Below are 17,839 nucleotides of genomic sequence, written 5' to 3' on the forward strand. Positions count from 1 at the left end.
CATGGCCGTCGTCACGATGCGGGAGCTGCTGGAGAGCGGCGTCCACTTCGGTCACCAGACCCGCCGTTGGAACCCGAAGATGAAGCGCTTCATCTTCACGGAGCGCAACGGCATCTACATCATCGACCTGCTCCAGTCGCTGTCGTACATCGACCGCGCCTACGAGTTCGTCAAGGAGACCGTCGCCCACGGCGGCACGGTCATGTTCGTCGGCACCAAGAAGCAGGCGCAGGAGGCCATCGCCGAGCAGGCCACCCGCGTCGGCATGCCCTACGTCAACCAGCGCTGGCTGGGCGGCATGCTCACCAACTTCTCGACCGTCTACAAGCGCCTCCAGCGCCTGAAGGAGCTCGAGCAGATCGACTTCGAGGACGTCGCCGCGTCCGGTCTGACCAAGAAGGAGCTTCTCGTGCTCTCGCGCGAGAAGGCCAAGCTGGAGAAGACCCTCGGTGGTATCCGCGAGATGCAGAAGGTGCCCAGCGCCGTCTGGATCGTGGACACCAAGAAGGAGCACATCGCCGTTGGTGAGGCCCGGAAGCTGAACATTCCGGTCGTCGCGATCCTCGACACCAACTGCGACCCCGACGAGGTCGACTACAAGATCCCGGGCAACGACGACGCGATCCGCTCCGTCACCCTGCTCACCCGCGTCATCGCCGACGCCGTCGCCGAGGGCCTCATCGCCCGCAGCGGTGTCGCCACCGAGGGCAAGGGCGAGAAGGCCGCGGGCGAGCCGCTCGCCGAGTGGGAGCGCGACCTGCTCGAGGGCGAGAAGAAGGCCGACGAGGCCGCTCCGGCTGCCGAGGCCCCCGCCGCCGAGGCTGCTCCGGCCGCCGAGGCCGCCCCCGCCGAGGCCGAGGCCGAGAAGCCGGCCGAGGGCGAGAAGGCCGCCGAGGCCGAGCAGGCCTGACCCGTCAGTCCGAGTTGACGGCGGGAGCGGCACTACAGCCAAGAGCGCCTTCGGCGTGGTGAAGTCCGCTCCCGCCGTTCACCCGTAGGTCAGCGGAAGGACAGCGTCCTCCGGCTCCATGGGCGCATCCGCAGATCTTCGATCTTCCAGACTTCGAGAGAGATTCACAGACTCATGGCGAACTACACCGCCGCCGACGTCAAGAAGCTCCGTGAGCTCACGGGCGCCGGCATGATGGACTGCAAGAAGGCGCTGGACGAGGCCGAGGGCAACGTCGAGAAGGCCGTCGAGGCGCTCCGCATCAAGGGCCAGAAGGGCGTCGCCAAGCGCGAGGGCCGCTCCGCCGAGAACGGCGCCGTGGTCTCGATCATCGCCGACGACAACTCCTCCGGTGTCCTCGTCGAGCTGAAGTGCGAGACGGACTTCGTCGCCAAGGGCGAGAAGTTCCAGGCCGTCGCCACGACCATCGCCGAGCACGTCGCGAAGACCGCCCCGGCCGACCTCGACGCCCTGCTCGCCTCCGAGATCGAGGCCGGCAAGACCGTCCAGGCGTTCGTCGACGAGGCCAACGCCAACCTGGGCGAGAAGATCGTCCTGGACCGCTTCGCGCAGTTCGCCGACGGCTTCGTCCTCGCCTACATGCACCGCACGATGCCCGACCTGCCCCCGCAGATCGGTGTCCTCGTCGAGCTGGACAAGCCCAACGCCGAGGTCGCCAAGGGCGTCGCCCAGCACATCGCCGCCTTCGCGCCGAAGTACCTCTCCAAGGACGACGTCCCGGCCGAGGTCGTCGAGGCCGAGCGCCGCATCGCCGAGGAGACCACCCGCGCCGAGGGCAAGCCCGAGGCCGCCCTGCCGAAGATCGTCGAGGGTCGCCTCAACGGCTTCTTCAAGGACGCCACGCTGCTCGGCCAGCCGTACGCGCTCGACAACAAGAAGTCCGTCCAGAAGGTCCTGGACGAGGCGGGTGTCACCCTGAAGCGCTTCGTGCGCATCAAGGTCGGCATCTGAGTCCGTACCGCGATCGACGCCCGACCCCGATAGGGTCGACAGCAGTCGTCCGCGTACGCCGTCACACCGGTGGCGGACGACAGCAGATCTGACGAGGAGGCCATTGCCGTATGGGATGCGAAACACGCCCCACCGGCAATGGCCTTCCTCGCATGTGCACCACGTGAAAGAGGCGGGATCCCCCATGACCACCAAGGCCCAGAAGAGCGACGACGGCAAAGTACGCGGCCGGTTTCTGCTGAAGCTGTCCGGAGAGGCCTTCTCCGGCGGTGGGGGCCTGGGCGTCGACCCCGACGTGGTGCACAAGATCGCCCGCGAGATCGCGGCCGTCGTGCGCGACGGCGCGCAGATCGCGGTCGTCATCGGCGGCGGCAACTTCTTCCGCGGCGCCGAACTCCAGCAGCGCGGCATGGACCGGGCCCGCTCCGACTACATGGGCATGCTCGGCACGGTCATGAACTGCCTCGCCCTCCAGGACTTCCTGGAGAAGGTGGGCGTGGACTGCCGGGTGCAGACCGCCATCACCATGGGCCAGGTCGCCGAGCCCTACATCCCGCTGCGCGCCGTACGCCACCTGGAGAAGGGCCGCGTGGTCATCTTCGGCGCCGGTATGGGCATGCCGTACTTCTCCACCGACACCACCGCCGCCCAGCGCGCCCTGGAGATCGACGCCGAGGCGCTGCTGATGGGCAAGAACGGCGTGGACGGGGTCTACGACTCCGACCCGAAGACCAACCCGGACGCAGTGAAGTTCGACCACCTCGGCTACGGCGAGGTCATCACCCGCGACCTGAAGGTCGCCGACGCCACGGCCGTGACGCTGTGCCGCGACAACAAGCTCCCGATCGTCGTCTTCGAGCTGCTGGCGGAGGGCAACATCGGGCGCGCCGTCAAGGGTGAGAAGATCGGCACGCTGGTGGGGGAACCCGGCAGCCGGGACTGATCGCCCCGGGAACAACCCCGTCCGGGGGACGGACGGGACGGAGCCGGGCCGGGGGATGGACAATGTCCTGCCGGTCGGGAACCGTGCAGGAAGAAGACGCGACGCAGCCGGCCGCCGCCCCACATGGAACCGCAGCCGGGCCTACTCAAGACACGCAGGAGCAAGTGGTGATCGAAGAGACCCTCCTCGAGGCCGAGGAGAAGATGGAGAAGGCCGTCGTGGTCGCCAAGGAGGACTTCGCCGCGATCCGCACCGGCCGTGCGCACCCGGCGATGTTCAACAAGATCGTGGCCGACTACTACGGTGCGCCGACCCCGATCAACCAGATGGCCTCGTTCTCGGTGCCCGAGCCGCGCATGGCCGTGGTGACCCCGTTCGACAAGAGCGCGCTGCGCAACATCGAGCAGGCCATCCGCGACTCCGACCTGGGCGTCAACCCGAGCAACGACGGCAACATCATCCGGGTGGTGTTCCCCGAGCTGACCGAGGAGCGCCGCCGCGAGTACATCAAGGTCGCCAAGAGCAAGGCTGAGGACGCCAAGGTCTCCATCCGTTCCGTCCGCCGCAAGGCCAAGGACGCGATCGACAAGCTGATCAAGGACGGCGAGGTCGGCGAGGACGAGGGCCGCCGTGCGGAGAAGGAGCTCGACGACACCACCGCGAAGTACGTCGCGCAGGTGGACGAGCTCCTGAAGCACAAGGAAGCGGAACTGCTCGAGGTCTGATGAACGACTCTTCCTGGGGCGCGCCGCCGCAGGCCGGGTACTGGGGGCCCACCGACCACGGACCCGGCCACGGACACGGCCAGGTTCCCGGCCACGGGCAGGTCCAGGGCCACGGCCACGGGCACGTCCAGGGGGCCGCTCCGGCGGGTCCCGCATACGATGCGCATGACGCGCCTCAGACTCGGCCCATGCCCATCGTGCCCGGCGTAGCCACATACGGCGGAAACCAGGATGACGACCGAGGGGCTGCTCGGCGGAGCGGCTCCCCGGTCCGGAACGACACGAATCCGGAGCCCATGCCCGACTCCTCGCAGCCGGCGCCCAAGCCGCAGAAGAAGAGCGCGGGTCGCGACCTGAGTGCCGCGATAGGGGTCGGGGTCGGGCTCGGCGCGGTGATCGTCGCGTCCCTGTTCGTCGTCAAGGCCGTGTTCGTGGGCGTCGTCGCGGTCGCCGTCGTGGTGGGTCTGTGGGAGCTGACCAAGCGGCTGGACGAGCGCAAGGGCATCCGGGCGCCCCTCGTGCCGCTCGCGCTCGGCGGCGCCGCGATGGTCGTCGCCGGGTACGTCCGGGGCGCCGAGGGCGCGTGGGTCGCCATGGCGCTCACCGCGCTGGCCGTGCTGGTCTGGCGCATGACGGAACCCCCCGAGAACTACCTCAGGGACGTCACCGCGGGCGTCTTCGCGGCGTTCTACGTGCCGTTCCTGGCGACGTTCGTCGCGATGATGCTGACCGCGGACGACGGGCCGCAGCGGGTGCTCACCTTCCTGCTGCTGACGGTCGTCAGCGACACCGGTGCCTACGCCGTCGGCTGGCGCTTCGGCCGGCACAAGCTCGCCCCGCGCATCAGCCCCGGCAAGACCCGCGAGGGCCTGGCCGGTGCGGTCTCCTTCGCCATGGTCGTCGGGGCGCTGTGCATGCAGTTCCTCATCGACGACGGTGCCTGGTGGCAGGGGCTGGTGCTGGGCCTCGCGGTCGCGGTCAGCGCCACGCTCGGCGACCTCGGCGAGTCCATGATCAAGCGGGACCTCGGCATCAAGGACATGGGCACGCTGCTGCCGGGTCACGGCGGCATCATGGACCGGCTGGACTCGCTGCTGCCGACGGCTCCGGTGGTGTGGCTGTTGCTCGTGCTCTTCGTGGGGTCCGGCTGAGCGGACCTGTGTCCGGCGAGCCCCCGTCCATCTGGGCGGGGGCTCGCCGTCGTTCCAGGGAGGCATCGAGCGGTATGGAGTGGGACGATTCAGATGAAGGCCGCAAAGGGGGTCATCATGACCAGCATCCGACAGTCCATCGATGTCGACCGCGCACCCGCGGATGTCTACGACTACGTCATGGACGCCCAGCACATGCCGGAGTGGCAGCTGAGCGCCGTGTCCGCGGAACGCCTCGACGAGGGGCCCGTCCACGTCGGCTCCCGGGTCCGGGTCACCCGGCACATCGGTCGCCGCACCATGCCGATGACCATGGAGGTCACCGAGTACGAACCGCCGTACACCTGGGGTCTGCGCGGTGTAGACGGCCCGGTGCGGGCACGCGTGCACGGCGAGGTAGAGCCGTTCGACGAGGGGCGGCGCTCCCACGTCACGATCGACATCGACTTCGAGGGCCACGGCATGGGCAAGGTCCTGGTACCGCTCGTCGTGCGCCCGCAGGTCCGCAAGGAACTCCCGCGCAACGAGCAGCTCCTCAAGGACCGGCTGGAGCACACGGGCGAGTAGGGCGTCTCCCTCCGGGTGCCGCAGGCGGGGCACGGGCCACCGTGAACGATCTGCGACACTGGTTGAGCCATGCCTAAGCCCGGAGAACTCACTTTCGTCGCCCCGCGCGGAGCCAAGAAGCCGCCGCGGCATCTCGCCGACCTCACTCCTGCCGAGCGCAAGGAGGCCGTTGCCGCTGTCGGGGAGAAGCCGTTTCGTGCCAAGCAGCTCTCGCAGCACTACTTCGCGCGGTACGCGCACGATCCGGAGCAGTGGACCGACATCCCGGCCGGTGCCCGCGGCCGGCTCCAGGAGGCGCTGCTGCCGGAGCTGATGACGGTCGTCCGGCATCTGTCGACCGACCAGGGCACCACGCGCAAGACGCTGTGGCGGCTGTTCGACGGGACGCTCGTCGAGTCGGTGCTGATGCGCTACCCGGACCGGGTGACCATGTGCATCAGCTCGCAGGCGGGATGCGGCATGAACTGCCCGTTCTGTGCGACCGGACAGGCGGGTCTTGACCGGAACCTGTCCACCGCCGAGATCGTGCACCAGATCGTGGACGGGATGCGGGCGCTGCGGGACGGCGAGGTGCCGGGCGGTCCGGCGCGGCTCAGCAACATCGTGTTCATGGGGATGGGCGAGCCGCTCGCGAACTACAACCGGGTCGTCGGCGCCATCCGGCGGCTCACCGATCCCGAGCCGGACGGGGTGGGGCTGTCGCAGCGCGGGATCACCGTGTCCACCGTCGGTCTCGTCCCGGCCATCCACCGGTTCGCCGACGAGGGCTTCAAGTGCCGTCTGGCGATCTCGCTGCACGCGCCCGACGACGAGCTGCGCGACACCCTCGTGCCCGTGAACACGCGGTGGCAGGTCCGGGAGGTGCTGGACGCGGGCTTCGAGTACAGCGCCAGGTCCGGGCGGCGGCTGTCCATCGAGTACGCGCTGATCCGGGACATCAACGACCAGGCCTGGCGCGGTGACCGGCTGGGCCGGATGCTCAAGGGCCGGCCGGTGCACGTCAACCTGATCCCGCTCAACCCGACGCCCGGCTCCAAGTGGACCGCCTCGCGGCCCGAGGACGAGAAGGCGTTCGTGGAGGCCATCGCCGCGCATGGTGTGCCGGTGACGATCCGGGACACCCGTGGTCAGGAGATCGACGGGGCGTGTGGTCAGCTCGCGGCCACCGAACGGTAGTCTGACCGTCGTAAGCACATCTGCATATTCGACACCTTGCATATTCCGACAGGGGAGCGCCACAGCGCTGAGAGTGCGGCACACGGCCGCAGACCCTCCGAACCTGGCCCAGGTCATTCTGGGTAGGGAGATCGGTCACCACTCGAGCTGTTGCGCCCTGCCCGGGACCCCCAGAAGTCCCGGGCAGGGCCGCGTCTTCTCCTGGTCACTCCAGGAGGAATCCAGTGAGCACCAACAAGAAGCGGCTGACGGCGGTGGTCGTCGGACTCGGCATGGTCGGCACGCTCGCCGCATGCGGGTCGTCCGACGGCTCCCAGGGGTCCGGCGACTCCAAGACCGTGACGCTCGTCAGCCACGACTCGTGGGTCGCGTCGAAGGACGTCATCGCGGCCTTCGAGAAGCAGTCCGGCTACAAGGTCGACGTCCTCAAGGACGGCGACGCCGGGCAGGCCGTGAACAAGGCCATCCTGACCAAGGACAACCCGCAGGGCGACGTCTTCTTCGGCGTCGACAACACGCTGCTGTCCCGCGCCCTCGACAACGGCCTCTTCCAGCCGTACGAGGCGAAGGGCTCCGACCGGATCAAGCCGGAGTACCGCGTCGACCAGGACCGGCACCGGGTCACGCCCATCGACACCGGCGACATCTGCGTCAACTACGACAAGAAGTACTTCGCCGACCACAAGCTGGAGCCGCCGCGCAGCTTCGACGACCTGGTCAAGCCGCAGTACAAGAACCTGCTTGTGACCGAGAACGCCTCCGCGTCCTCGCCCGGCCTCGGCTTCCTGCTCGGCACCGCCGCGAAGTACGGCGACGACGGCTGGCCGGACTACTGGAAGAAGCTCAAGGCCAACGGCGTGAAGGTCGTCGACGGCTGGGAGCAGGCCTACAACGAGGAGTTCTCCGGCTCGGCCGGCGGGAAGAAGGCCAAGGGCGACCGGCCGCTCGTCGTGTCGTACGCCTCCTCGCCGCCCGCCGAGGTCGTCTTCGCCGACCCCAAGCCGAGCACGGCACCGACCGGGGTCGCCGAGGGCACCTGCTTCCGGCAGGTCGAGTACGCCGGGCTGCTGAGCAACGCCGGCAACCCCGAGGGCGGCAAGGCGCTCCTCGACTTCCTGATCAGCGAGCGGTTCCAGCAGGACATGCCGCTCAACATGTTCGTGTACCCGGTGCGCGAGGGCGCCCAGGTGCCGGCGGAGTTCGCGAAGTACGGGCCGCAGGCCAAGGATCCCGAGACCATGGACCCGGCGAAGATCGCCGACCACCGCGACCAGTGGGTCAAGTCGTGGACCTCACTCGTACTGAAGTAGCCGTCGGGAAGCGGGGCGCGGCGGCGCGGCTCGGGCTGATCGCCGTGCCCGTCGCGTTCTTCGCGGTCTTCTTCGCCTATCCCGTCGCCGCGATCGTCGCGCGCGGCCTGAAGGCCGACGGGGCCTGGCACCTCGGGCGGATCGGGGAGGTGCTGGCGCAGTCCGACGTCCGGCACGTGCTGTGGTTCACCACCTGGCAGGCGCTCGTCTCCACCGCGCTCACGCTCCTGATCGCGCTCCCCGGCGCGTATGTCTTCGCGCGCTTCGACTTCCGGGGCAAGCAGGTGCTGCGGGCGGTCGTGACCGTCCCGTTCGTGCTGCCGACGGTCGTCGTCGGTACGGCGTTCCTGGCGCTGGTCGGGCGCGGCGGACTGCTCGACGAGCTGTGGGGCGTACGGCTGGACACCACGGTGTGGGCGATCCTGCTCGCGCACGTCTTCTTCAACTACGCGGTCGTCGTCCGGACCGTCGGCGGGCTCTGGGCGCAGCTCGACCCGCGGCAGGAGGAGGCCGCGCGGATGCTCGGGGCGTCACCGCTGAGGGCCTGGCGGCAGGTGACCCTGCCGGCCCTCGCCCCTGCCGTGGCCGCCGCCGCGCTCATGGTCTTCCTGTTCACCTTCACCTCCTTCGGTGTCGTCCAGATCCTCGGCGGGCCCACCTTCTCCACCCTGGAGGTGGAGATCTACCGGCAGACGTCCGAGATCTTCGACCTGTCCACGGCGGCCGTGCTGACGCTGATCCAGTTCGTCGCGGTGGGGGCGGTCCTCGCCCTGCACGCCTGGACCGTGCGGCGGCGGGAGACCGCGCTGCGGCTGGTGGACGCCGCCGGGACCGCGCGCCGGCCGCGCGGTGCCGGGCAGTGGGCGCTGCTGGGCGGGGTCCTGGTCACCGTCGTCGTGCTGCTCCTGCTGCCGCTCGCGGTGCTGGTGCAGCGGTCCCTGGATGCGCCCGGCTTCGGCTACTACCGGGCGCTGACCAGCGACGACGGGGGAGTGTTCCTGGTCCCGCCGATCGAGGCGATCGGCAACTCCCTGTCGTACGCCGTCGCCGCCACGGCCATCGCCGTGGTGATCGGCGGTCTCGCCGCCGTCGCGCTCACCCGCCGGGACGCCGGGCGGTTCGTGCGCGGCTTCGACGCGCTGCTGATGCTGCCGCTCGGGGTGTCCGCGGTGACCGTCGGCTTCGGGTTCCTCATCGCCCTCGACGAGCCGCCGCTGGACCTGAGGTCCTCGTGGATCCTCGTGCCGCTCGCGCAGGCGCTGGTCGGGGTGCCGTTCGTCGTGCGGACCATGCTGCCCGTGCTGCGGGCGGTGGACGTCCGGCTGCGGGAGGCGGCCTCGGTGCTGGGGGCCTCGCCGTGGCGGGTGTGGCGGGAGGTGGACCTGCCGATGGTGCGGCGGGCGCTGCTGATCGCGGCCGGGTTCGCCTTCGCGGTGTCGCTCGGGGAGTTCGGGGCGACGGTGTTCATCGCGCGGCCCGACAGCCCGACGCTGCCGGTGGCCGTGGCGCGGCTGCTGGGGCGGCCCGGAGACCTCAACTACGGGCAGGCGATGGCCCTGTCGACGATTCTGATGGTGGTGTGCGCCGTGGCGCTGCTGGTGCTGGAGCGGCTGCGGACCGACCGGACCGGGGAGTTCTAGATGCTGCTGAGTCTGCGGGGCGCGACGGTCCGTTTCGGCGGGCGGGCCGTGCTGGACGCCGTCGATCTGGAGGTCGCCGAGCACGAGATCGTGTGCGTGCTCGGGCCCAGCGGCAGCGGCAAGTCGACCCTGCTGCGGGCGGTGGCCGGGCTCCAGGCCCTCGACTCCGGGCGGGTGTCGCTCGACGGGCGCGACCAGGCGGGCGTGCCCGCGCACCAGCGGGGCGTCGGGCTGATGTTCCAGGACCACCAGCTGTTCCCGCAGCGGGACGTGGGCGGCAACGTCGCCTTCGGGCTGCGGATGCGCGGCGCGCCGAAGCGGCAACAGGCCGAACGTGTCCAGGAGTTGCTGGATCTCGTCGGGCTGCCCGGGGCGGCGCGCCGGGCCGTGGCCGAGCTGTCCGGCGGTGAGCAGCAGCGGGTCGCGCTGGCCCGGGCGCTGGCGCCGAGCCCCCGGCTGCTGATGCTGGACGAGCCGCTGGGCCAGCTCGACCGGTCGCTCAGGGAGCGGCTTGTCGTCGAACTGAAGGAACTGTTCGGCCGGTTGGGCACGACCGTGCTCGCCGTGACGCACGACCAGGGGGAGGCCTTCGCGCTCGCCGACCGGGTCGTGGTGATGCGGGACGGGCGGATCGCCCAGTCCGGTACGCCGCTTCAGGTGTGGCAGCGGCCGGCCGACGCGTTCGTGGCCCGGTTCCTGGGCTTCGAGAACGTGGTCGAGGCGACGGTCGGGGCGGAGGCCGCGGACACGCCGTGGGGCAAGGTGCCGGTGCCGGAGGGCGCCCCGCAGGGCACCCGGACCCTGCTCGTGCGGCCCGCCGGAGTGCGCCTGGTGCCGGCCGGCACGGGCCTGCGCTGCACGGTCACCGCCCGCACCTTCAAGGGCACCCATGTCGCCGTCCACCTCCAGCCGGAGGACGCCCCGCGCCTGGAGGCCGCCTGCGCCCTGCGGGCCGCGCCGGAGGTCGGGGGCGAGGTCGGGGTGGAGTTCGACGCGGCCGAAATCGCCGTGCTCGACTGATCGGCTCCGGCCTAGGGTGCGGGGCATGACGTTACTTGCACACGACCGTTACTGCGACGAGATCGCCCTCCAGGTAGGCCTGTTGAGGTCGGTGGTGACCTCGGGTGCCGATCTGTCCGCCACTGTGCCGACCTGCCCGGACTGGTCGCTGGAGCAGTTGGTCCGGCACCTGGGCGGTGCCCTGCGCTGGGTGGAGCTGATGGTGCGGACCCGGGCCGCGGAGGAGGTGCCCGAGGAGCGGGTGCCGGGTGCGGCCGGGCCCGGGGCGCGGGGGGACGCGGCCGCGCTGGACGCGTGGCTGGGGGAGTCGGGCGAGCAGGTCGTCGCCGCGCTGCGGGAGGCCGGGCCGGACGCGAAGGTGTGGGGCTGGGCGGGGATCCACAACGCCGGGTTCTGGGCCCGCCGTGTCACCCACGAGATCACCGTGCACCGCGCGGACGCCGCGCTCGCCGCCGGGCTGCCCTACGAGGTCGCGCCCGATGTGGCGGCCGACGCGATCGACGAGTGGCTCCAGATCGTGCAGCACGTGCAGCGGACGGTGCCGCACGACGAGGCGGGGGAGCTGCGCGGCCCGGGTCACAGCATCCATCTGCACGCCACCGATGCCGGGGCCGGCCTGAACGCCGAGTGGCTGGTGGAGCTCACCGAGGACGGTGTCACCTGGCGCCGCGGCCACGAGAAGGCCACGGTCGCCCTGCGCGGGCCGCTCACCTCCGTGCTGCTCGCCTTCTACCGGCGGCTGCCCCTGGACGCCCCGGACGTCGAGGTGCTCGGCGACCGCGAGCTGCTGGAATTCTGGCTGGAGCGGGCGAGCTTCGGGTGAGACGGGTGTGGCCCGCCCCCATGGATCGGGGACGGGCCACAGCGCGCTGTGCGCGGGCGTCAGCTGTCGCTGTTCGCCCCGCGGCGGCGCATGCCGAAGAACACCGCACCGCCGCCGACGACGACCAGGGCCGCCGCGATGCCGGCGATGATGCCGGTGTTGGAGTCGGCGCCGGTCTCGGCGAGGTTGGAGTCACCGGCCGCCGGGGCGGGCGCGTTGCCCGCCGGCGTGCTGCTCTCGCTCTCCGACGGCGTCGGGGCCGGGGTGCCGGTGTCCTCGGCCGGCTTCGAGGGGGAGGCCGACGGGGTCGGCGTGGCCGGCGGAGTCGACGGAGTCGCTGAGGGCTCCTCCTTCTTGCAGGCCGTGGCCGGGGTGACGAGGTTCGGCTTGATGTCCTCGTCGACGTACGGGGTGGCCTTGACGTGGATGCGGTACTCGGCGTTCGGCTTCCAGTTCTCGGCGAAGGTGATGGTGGTGCCCTCGCGCGAGCCCTTGACCACCTGCTCGCCGACCTTCTTCACGTCGGCGCCGTTGTTCTCCAGGTACACGGTGACGGTCGCCGGGATGCCGGCGGGGTCCACGTCGGTGACGGTGATGACGCCCTTGTCACCGTCGCACTTCGCCTCGGCGGAGAACTCGTTGATGTTGCAGGCGAGCGCGTTGCCGGCGGCACCGAGTGCGAGCGCGGCCGAGGCCGAGACGACACCGAGGATCCGCACGGAACGGCCGACGGTACGGCGCGAAGCCGTACGGCGGGATACGGACAGAACTGCCACGTTTGTCCTTTACAGGATGCGCAAATGCGGGGGGTGGAGGCAGTGTTGACTGAACATCAGCACTACCGGAGGCTCACAGGTCTATAAGCGCCGCATAAGTAGTGTCAACGCATATGCAGGGTGCAAGCACTTGCTTTGCCAGCTTATTAACCGCCGAGACGTTTCAACGCCTCGGGCGCCTCCTCGATCCGGTCGACCAGCGCGATCCGCGCCTCCATCGACCGCCCCCGGGCCAGCGACCGCAGCAGCGGCCACGTCGGCAGCTTCTCCGTCCAGTGCGCCCGGTTCACGAGCACCATGGGTGTCGGTTCGCCGCGCGACTCGTAGTAGTTCGGCGTCGCGTTGTCGAAGATCTCCTGGACGGTCCCGGCCGCGCCCGGCAGGAACACCACACCCGCGTTCGACCGGGCCAGCAGGCCGTCCTCGCGGGTGGCGTTGGCGAAGTACTTGGCGATGTGGGAGGCGAACGCGTTCGGCGGCTCGTGGCCGTAGAACCAGGTCGGGATGCCGATGGAACGGCCGCCCCGGGGCCAGCGGCCGCGTATCTCGAAGGCGGCCGTCGCCCACTGGGTGATCGACGGCGTGAACCGCGGGGCCTTGGCGAGGAGTTCCAGCGACTCGGTGAGCATGTCCTCGCCGAACGGGGCGGCGTACGCGCCGAGGTTCGCCGCCTCCATCGCGCCTGGGCCGCCGCCGGTGGCGACCGTGAAACCCGCACGGGCCAGCTCCCGGCCGAGGCGCGCCGCCCCCGCGTACTGCTCCGTGCCGCGGGCCATCGCGTGGCCGCCCATCACGCCCACCACCGGGGCGCCGGACAGGAGTTCGTCGAGCGCGTCCGAGACGGAGTCGTCGTGGACCGCGCGCAGCATGGAGGCGTAGATGTCCCCGTCCGCCTTCGTGCGCTGGAACCAGGCGTAGGTGCGGGCGTCGGGCGTGGCCTCGTAGCCGTCCGGCAGGGACGCGAAGAGTTCGTCCGGTGAGTAGACCAGGCCGCGGTACGGGTCGAAGGGCAGGTCCGGGACCGGCGGGAAGACCAGGGCGCCGTCGCCGCGGATCTTCGCGGCCGCGTCCTCGCGCATCGCGCAGCCGAGGAAGATCGCGCCCGCCGTGTCCGTGCTGAGCAGTTCGCGCGTACGGTCCGTCAGGTCGACGGCCTGGACGCGGTGGCCGGCGAGGGTGCCGCGCGCCGAGACGGTCGCGTCGAACTCCTCGAGTGTCTCGATCTCACGGTCGTCGTGGTGGGCCGCATGGGCGGGCATCGTCTGCACCCGCCCATGCTGGCACAGCCATGTCTCAGCCCTCGACGGCCGACGGGTCCATCCACACGACCTCGAAGGTGTGGCCGTCCAGGTCGTCGAAGGAACGGCCGTACATGAAGCCGTAGTCCTGGGTCTCGCCGCTGACGGAGCCGCCCGCCGCGACCGCCTTCTCGACCATCTCGTCGACCTTCTCGCGGCTTTCGGCGCTCAGCGCGATGAGCACCTCGCTGGTCCTTCTCGAGTCCGCGATCTCCTTCTTGGTGAACTGGGCGTACTTCTCCTTCGTGAGCACCATCACGACGATGGTGTCGCTGATCACGACCGAGGCGGCCGTCTCGTCGCTGAACTGCTCGTTGATCGAGTAGCCCAGCTCCGTGAAGAACTTCTTCGAGGCGTCGAGGTCGTTGACGCACAGGTTCACGAAGATCATCTGCTGGTACATCTCGGGTCGCTCCCATCGGGTCCGTGTCGTTACGCGGGGATAGACCGGGGTACGGCGCGGAACTCATCGCCGTTCGAAGATTTTTCTCGTACGGGTTTTCTCGGTGGTCCGGCGGTCCGGTGGTCCGGCAGTCCTGCGGGCTCAGCGGGCCAGCGGCAGTGCCGCCAGCTCGGCGACCGTCAGGGTGAGCGGGCCGAACAGGGCGAGCAGCGCGCCCGCGCGGAGGGCGGCGGCGCCGCGCAGCATCGTCGCGGGAGCGCCGAGGCGCAGCAGGGCGGCGGTGGTGTCGGCGCGGGCCTGCCGGGCCTCGACGGCGGCCGTGAGGAGCGTGCCCATGGTGCAGCCGGTCACGAGGAACACGCCGAGGAGGGTGAGCGGGCCGAGGGACAGCCCGTCCGGGGCGTGCAGCAGCGCCATGGCGTACGCGGCCGACAGCACCGCGCAGACGACGCCCAGGGGGCGGCCGATGCGGGTGGCCTCCGCCATGAGGATGCGGCCGGCCAGCAGCCGCAGGGCGCCCGGGCGGGCCGACTGGAGCAGGCGTCCGCACAGGTGCGTCAGGCCGGGTCCGGCCAGGGCCAGGCCGACGGCGGCCAGCGCCCAGCCGGCCAGGACGCCGGGGGAGGCGCCGGAGAAGGTGAGGTCGGGGGGTGTGGGGGAGGTGCGGCTCGTGTAGGTCTCGACGGCGAGGCCCGCGGCCAGCACGGCGATGCCCCAGGGCAGGCCGGAGGGGGCGGTGGCTGGGGCGTCGGTCGCGGGGGTGTCGCGCAGGGCCGCGTCGAGGGCGGCGGGGTCGTCGGCACCCACGGCGGCCACGGCGTCCGGCGCCGCCGGGTGCGGAGCGGGCAGCCGGGCGGGGTCGCCGACCGGGCTCATCGCGTCCGGGGCGACGGGACCAGTGGCGTCCGGGGCGGCCCGGTGGGTGGCGTCCCCGGCCGGGCTCGTCGCGCCCGGGTGGGGAGCGGCCGTCTGTGAGGGGTCCCCGGCCGTACGGCCCGGCAGCCGTGCCGGATCCGCGACCGCGGTCACCGTGCCGCCGGCGCCCCCGGCCGTCGCCGCCGAGGCCGGTTCGCTCGTCCGGGCCGCCGGCGGGCCGCTCTTCGCGGCGGACCGCGGGCCGGGAGCGCCGTCGGGCCGGATGATCTGCCGGCCGAACCTGCCGTACGCCCCGAAGGTCTCCCGCTCGCTCCTGCGCCGGTACGCGCCGAAGCGGCCGTACATCCGGACCGCCCGGGACGTGGCCGGGCCCGCCTCCCTCGGCCGCAGGGCCAGTGCCACCGCGATCGACGTGCCCGTGGGCACGATCGCCAGCAGCGTCAGGGCCCCCGGCAGCGGCAGCGGTTGGCCCGCGGCGAGGAACCCGGCGGCCGCGCCGTCGAACGGCATGCCCGTCAGGTCGCCCCGCAGGTGCAGGAAGACCAGCAGGGCGAGCATCGAGCCGAGCGTGCAGGACAGGGCCGTCGTCGCCGCCGAGACGACCATCAGGCGCAGCGGGCCGAGGCCGATCGCGGAGAGGCCGGGGCGGGGCTTGGTGCCGGGGTCGGTGCGGGCGACGGCGACCGCGAAGTACACCGTGGCGGCCAGCGGGGCCGCGCACCAGGCCAGGCGCAGCAGGGAGTCTCCGGTGGCGCCGGGGTGGCCCAGCGCGTGGCCCAGGGCGCAGAGCAACAGGAAACCCGTGCCCGCCGAGGCCGCCGCGACCAGGAGGCGGCGCAGCTGGACGGCGGGGTGGGCGCCGCGGATCAGACGGAGAGCGAGCACGCGGCCCGGCCTTCCGGCTCGGCGTTCTCGGTGACGGGCGGCAGGTGCACCGTCTGCACGCGCCGCCCGTCGAGCAGGGACACCGTGCGGTCGGCGAGGGCCGCGGTCTCCGCGTCGTGGGTGGCCAGGACGACGGTGATGCGGTGGGAGCGGGCCGCCGTGGTGAGGGTGCGCAGGACGTGGGCGCGGTCGGCGCGGTGCAGCGGGGCCGTGGGCTCGTCCGCGAACAGCACCGACGGGGCGGGGGCGAGGGCGCGGGCGATGCAGACCCGCTGGCGCTCGGCCTGCACCAGCTGGTGGGGGCGCTTGCGGGCGCCGTCCCCGATGTCCAGGCGCTCCAGCCACTCCAGGGCCGCGGTCTTGGCGCGGCGCCGGCTCGTGCCGCGCAGCATCAGCGGCAGGGCGGTGTTCTCCCAGGCGTTGAGCTCCGGGACCAGGGCGGGGGCCGGGTCGATCCAGCCGAAGCGGTCGCGGCGCAGCCGCTCGCGGGTGAGGGGGCCCATGGTGTGCACGGGCACGCTGTTGAACCAGACCTCGCCGCGCCGCACGGGCACCAGCCCGGACAGGCACCGCAGCAGGGTCGTCTTGCCGCTGCCGCGCGGGCCGCTGACGGCGAGGATCTCGCCCTCCCGGACGCCGAGCGAGACACCGCTGAGCGCGGGCGAGCCGTCGTCGTGCTGGAAGTGCAGGGCGCGTGCCCAGAGCACGTCGTTGTCCGGAGGAGCCTCCATGGGCGTACACCTCGGTTCAGATCCGTAGTTCCCGTGCCATCCCCCGTGCGGGGGAACGAAGGCAGGGCCGATCGGTCACTGGGCACGCTAGGCAGAAGGCGGCGGGACGCCGGACAGCACGCGGCCCCGGGACGCCGTTTCTCACTCGAACGGGCGGCACCGGGGCCGGTGTTGATCATCCATGCAGACGATCGGAGCGACGATCGCGGCGAGGATCAGAGCTTCGTCCACGCCTCCGAGAGGGTGGCGCGCAGGATCTGCTCGATCTCGTCGAACGTCGACTGGTCGGAGATCAGCGGCGGGGCGAGCTGGACGACCGGGTCGCCGCGGTCGTCGGCGCGGCAGTACAGGCCGTTCTCGTAGAGCTTCTTGGAGAGGAAGCCGTACAGGACGCGCTCGGTCTCGTCCGCGTCGAAGGACTCCTTGGTGGCCTTGTCCTTGACCAGCTCGATGCCGTAGAAGAAGCCGTTGCCGCGGACGTCGCCGACGATCGGCAGGTCGTACAGCTTCTCCAGGGTGGCGCGGAAGGTGCCCTCGTTGTCCAGGACGTGCTGGTTGAGGTTCTCGCGCTCGAACAGGTCGAGGTTGGCCAGGCCCACGGCCGCGGAGACGGGGTGGCCGCCGAAGGTGTAGCCGTGCAGGAAGGTGTTGTCGCCCTTGTAGAACGGCTCGGCCAGGCGGTCGGAGATGACGCACGCGCCGATCGGGGAGTAGCCCGAGGTCATGCCCTTGGCGCAGGTGATCATGTCCGGGACGTAGTCGAACTTGTCGCAGGCGAAGTACGTGCCCAGGCGGCCGAAGGCGCAGATGACCTCGTCGGAGACCAGGAGTACGTCGTACTGGTCGCAGATCTCCCTGACCCGCTGGAAGTAACCCGGCGGGGGCGGGAAGCAGCCGCCCGCGTTCTGCACCGGCTCCAGGAAGACCGCGGCGACCGTGTCCGGGCCCTCGAAGAGGATCTGCTGCTCGATCTGGTCGGCGGCCCAGCGGCCGTAGGCCTCGGGGTCGTCGCCGTGGATCGGCGCCCGGTAGATGTTCGTGTTCGGGACCTTGTGCGCGCCCGGCACCAGCGGCTCGAAGGGGGCCTTCAGGGCGGGCAGGCCGGTGATGGACAGGGCGCCCTGCGGGGTGCCGTGGTAGGCGACCGCGCGGGATATGACCTTGTGCTTGGTGGGCTTGCCGACCAGCTTGAAGTACTGCTTGGCGAGCTTCCAGGCGGTCTCGACGGCCTCGCCACCGCCGGTCGTGAAGAAGACCTTGTTCAGGTCGCCCGGGGCGTGGTGCGCGAGACGCTCGGCCAGCTCGACGGCCTTGGGGTGGGCGTACGACCACACGGGGAAGAACGCCAGCTCCTGCGCCTGCTTGAAGGCGGTCTCGGCGAGCTCGACTCGGCCGTGCCCGGCCTGCACCACGAACAGGCCGGCGAGGCCGTCCAGGTAGCGCTTGCCCTGGTCGTCGTAGATGTACGTGCCCTCGCCCCGGACGATGGTGGGGACGGGGGACTTCTCGTACGACGACATGCGCGTGAAGTGCATCCACAGGTGGTCGTACGCGGTCTGGGAGAGGTCCTTGCTCACGGCTATCGGGTCCTCAC

General features: G+C 71.1%; 17 protein-coding genes and 1 riboswitch. Of the genes, 11 read left to right on the forward strand and 6 right to left on the reverse strand.

What is annotated here, in order from left to right; translation table 11 throughout:
• The first annotated feature begins 1 nt into the window (after position 1).
• The 11 genes from rpsB to IE255_RS29650 all read left to right on the forward strand — a co-directional run bounded on the left by rpsB (position 2) and on the right by IE255_RS29650 (position 11,276).
• On the forward strand, positions 2 to 910 hold the full coding sequence (gene rpsB / locus IE255_RS29600; RefSeq protein ID WP_190053448.1) for a 30S ribosomal protein S2: 909 nt from the start codon (positions 2 to 4) through the stop codon (positions 908 to 910).
• Positions 911 to 1,084: 174 nt separating this feature from the next.
• Entirely contained in the window at positions 1,085 to 1,921 is an 837-nt protein-coding gene (gene tsf, locus IE255_RS29605; RefSeq protein WP_190053449.1) for a translation elongation factor Ts, read from the forward strand.
• A 184-nt stretch (positions 1,922 to 2,105) separates the two neighbouring features.
• Positions 2,106 to 2,864, forward strand: a complete 759-nt coding sequence (pyrH, locus tag IE255_RS29610) for a UMP kinase (protein WP_190053450.1) — start codon at positions 2,106 to 2,108, stop codon at positions 2,862 to 2,864.
• A gap of 167 nt (positions 2,865 to 3,031) precedes the next feature.
• Positions 3,032 to 3,589, forward strand: a complete 558-nt coding sequence (gene frr, locus IE255_RS29615; RefSeq protein ID WP_190053451.1) for a ribosome recycling factor — start codon at positions 3,032 to 3,034, stop codon at positions 3,587 to 3,589.
• Positions 3,589 to 4,740, forward strand: a complete 1,152-nt coding sequence (locus IE255_RS29620) for a phosphatidate cytidylyltransferase (RefSeq protein ID WP_190053452.1) — start codon at positions 3,589 to 3,591, stop codon at positions 4,738 to 4,740. Before frr ends, IE255_RS29620 begins: the two co-directional genes overlap by 1 nt.
• Before the next feature lie 117 nt (positions 4,741 to 4,857).
• Positions 4,858 to 5,307: an SRPBCC family protein gene (locus IE255_RS29625; RefSeq protein WP_190053453.1), complete on the forward strand. Its 450-nt coding sequence runs from the start codon at positions 4,858 to 4,860 to the stop codon at positions 5,305 to 5,307.
• Between the two features lie 69 nt (positions 5,308 to 5,376).
• The gene (gene rlmN, locus IE255_RS29630; RefSeq protein WP_190053454.1) at positions 5,377 to 6,483 is read left to right on the forward strand and encodes a dual-specificity RNA methyltransferase RlmN; all 1,107 of its coding nucleotides are present in this window, start codon (positions 5,377 to 5,379) and stop codon (positions 6,481 to 6,483) included.
• Between the two features lie 40 nt (positions 6,484 to 6,523).
• A riboswitch (TPP riboswitch) is annotated at positions 6,524 to 6,630 on the forward strand.
• 125 nt (positions 6,631 to 6,755) lie between these two features.
• Positions 6,756 to 7,793, forward strand: coding sequence for a thiamine ABC transporter substrate-binding protein (locus tag IE255_RS29635; RefSeq protein ID WP_190053547.1), 1,038 nt, complete (start codon positions 6,756 to 6,758; stop codon positions 7,791 to 7,793).
• Positions 7,769 to 9,433 (forward strand): ABC transporter permease, encoded by a 1,665-nt coding sequence (locus IE255_RS29640; RefSeq protein ID WP_190053455.1) that lies wholly within the window; start codon positions 7,769 to 7,771, stop codon positions 9,431 to 9,433. Before IE255_RS29635 ends, IE255_RS29640 begins: the two co-directional genes overlap by 25 nt.
• Positions 9,434 to 10,453, forward strand: coding sequence for an ABC transporter ATP-binding protein (locus IE255_RS29645; RefSeq protein ID WP_190053456.1), 1,020 nt, complete (start codon positions 9,434 to 9,436; stop codon positions 10,451 to 10,453).
• Between the two features lie 25 nt (positions 10,454 to 10,478).
• The gene (locus IE255_RS29650; RefSeq protein WP_190053457.1) at positions 10,479 to 11,276 is read left to right on the forward strand and encodes a maleylpyruvate isomerase family mycothiol-dependent enzyme; all 798 of its coding nucleotides are present in this window, start codon (positions 10,479 to 10,481) and stop codon (positions 11,274 to 11,276) included.
• A gap of 59 nt (positions 11,277 to 11,335) precedes the next feature.
• Here IE255_RS29650 and IE255_RS29655 read toward each other — a convergent pair whose 3' ends face one another.
• The 6 genes from IE255_RS29655 to IE255_RS29680 form a co-directional block, all read right to left on the reverse strand.
• Positions 11,336 to 12,052, reverse strand: a complete 717-nt coding sequence (locus IE255_RS29655; protein ID WP_190053458.1) for an LAETG motif-containing sortase-dependent surface protein — start codon at positions 12,050 to 12,052, stop codon at positions 11,336 to 11,338.
• Positions 12,053 to 12,198: 146 nt separating this feature from the next.
• Positions 12,199 to 13,320: an LOG family protein gene (locus IE255_RS29660; protein WP_190053459.1), complete on the reverse strand. Its 1,122-nt coding sequence runs from the start codon at positions 13,318 to 13,320 to the stop codon at positions 12,199 to 12,201.
• A gap of 25 nt (positions 13,321 to 13,345) precedes the next feature.
• Positions 13,346 to 13,753, reverse strand: a complete 408-nt coding sequence (locus IE255_RS29665) for a VOC family protein (RefSeq protein WP_190053460.1) — start codon at positions 13,751 to 13,753, stop codon at positions 13,346 to 13,348.
• A gap of 141 nt (positions 13,754 to 13,894) precedes the next feature.
• Positions 13,895 to 15,514, reverse strand: a complete 1,620-nt coding sequence (locus IE255_RS29670; RefSeq protein ID WP_190053461.1) for a hypothetical protein — start codon at positions 15,512 to 15,514, stop codon at positions 13,895 to 13,897.
• On the reverse strand, positions 15,496 to 16,245 hold the full coding sequence (locus IE255_RS29675) for an ABC transporter ATP-binding protein (RefSeq protein WP_190053462.1): 750 nt from the start codon (positions 16,243 to 16,245) through the stop codon (positions 15,496 to 15,498). Before IE255_RS29675 ends, IE255_RS29670 begins: the two co-directional genes overlap by 19 nt.
• Positions 16,246 to 16,460: 215 nt before the next feature.
• A complete protein-coding gene (locus tag IE255_RS29680; RefSeq protein ID WP_268255762.1) occupies positions 16,461 to 17,822 on the reverse strand; it encodes an aspartate aminotransferase family protein in 1,362 nt (453 codons plus the stop codon).
• Positions 17,823 to 17,839: the final 17 nt, after the last annotated feature.

This window comes from Streptomyces lomondensis (genome assembly GCF_014651035.1).
Classification (GTDB): Bacteria; Actinomycetota; Actinomycetes; order Streptomycetales; family Streptomycetaceae; genus Streptomyces; species Streptomyces lomondensis.

Bases quoted from the DNA above. Each gene is read 5' to 3' on its own strand.
- rpsB (WP_190053448.1), top strand. From the start codon at position 2: ATGGCCGTCGTCACGATGCGGGAGCTGCTGGAGAGCGGCGTCCACTTC.
- tsf (WP_190053449.1), top strand. From the start codon at position 1,085: ATGGCGAACTACACCGCCGCCGACGTCAAGAAGCTCCGTGAGCTCACG.
- pyrH (WP_190053450.1), top strand. From the start codon at position 2,106: ATGACCACCAAGGCCCAGAAGAGCGACGACGGCAAAGTACGCGGCCGG.
- IE255_RS29620 (WP_190053452.1), top strand. From the start codon at position 3,589: ATGAACGACTCTTCCTGGGGCGCGCCGCCGCAGGCCGGGTACTGGGGG.
- IE255_RS29625 (WP_190053453.1), top strand. From the start codon at position 4,858: ATGACCAGCATCCGACAGTCCATCGATGTCGACCGCGCACCCGCGGAT.
- rlmN (WP_190053454.1), top strand. From the start codon at position 5,377: ATGCCTAAGCCCGGAGAACTCACTTTCGTCGCCCCGCGCGGAGCCAAG.
- IE255_RS29635 (WP_190053547.1), top strand. From the start codon at position 6,756: ATGGTCGGCACGCTCGCCGCATGCGGGTCGTCCGACGGCTCCCAGGGG.
- IE255_RS29645 (WP_190053456.1), top strand. From the start codon at position 9,434: ATGCTGCTGAGTCTGCGGGGCGCGACGGTCCGTTTCGGCGGGCGGGCC.
- IE255_RS29650 (WP_190053457.1), top strand. From the start codon at position 10,479: ATGACGTTACTTGCACACGACCGTTACTGCGACGAGATCGCCCTCCAG.
- IE255_RS29665 (WP_190053460.1), bottom strand. From the start codon at position 13,753: ATGTACCAGCAGATGATCTTCGTGAACCTGTGCGTCAACGACCTCGAC.
- IE255_RS29675 (WP_190053462.1), bottom strand. From the start codon at position 16,245: ATGGAGGCTCCTCCGGACAACGACGTGCTCTGGGCACGCGCCCTGCAC.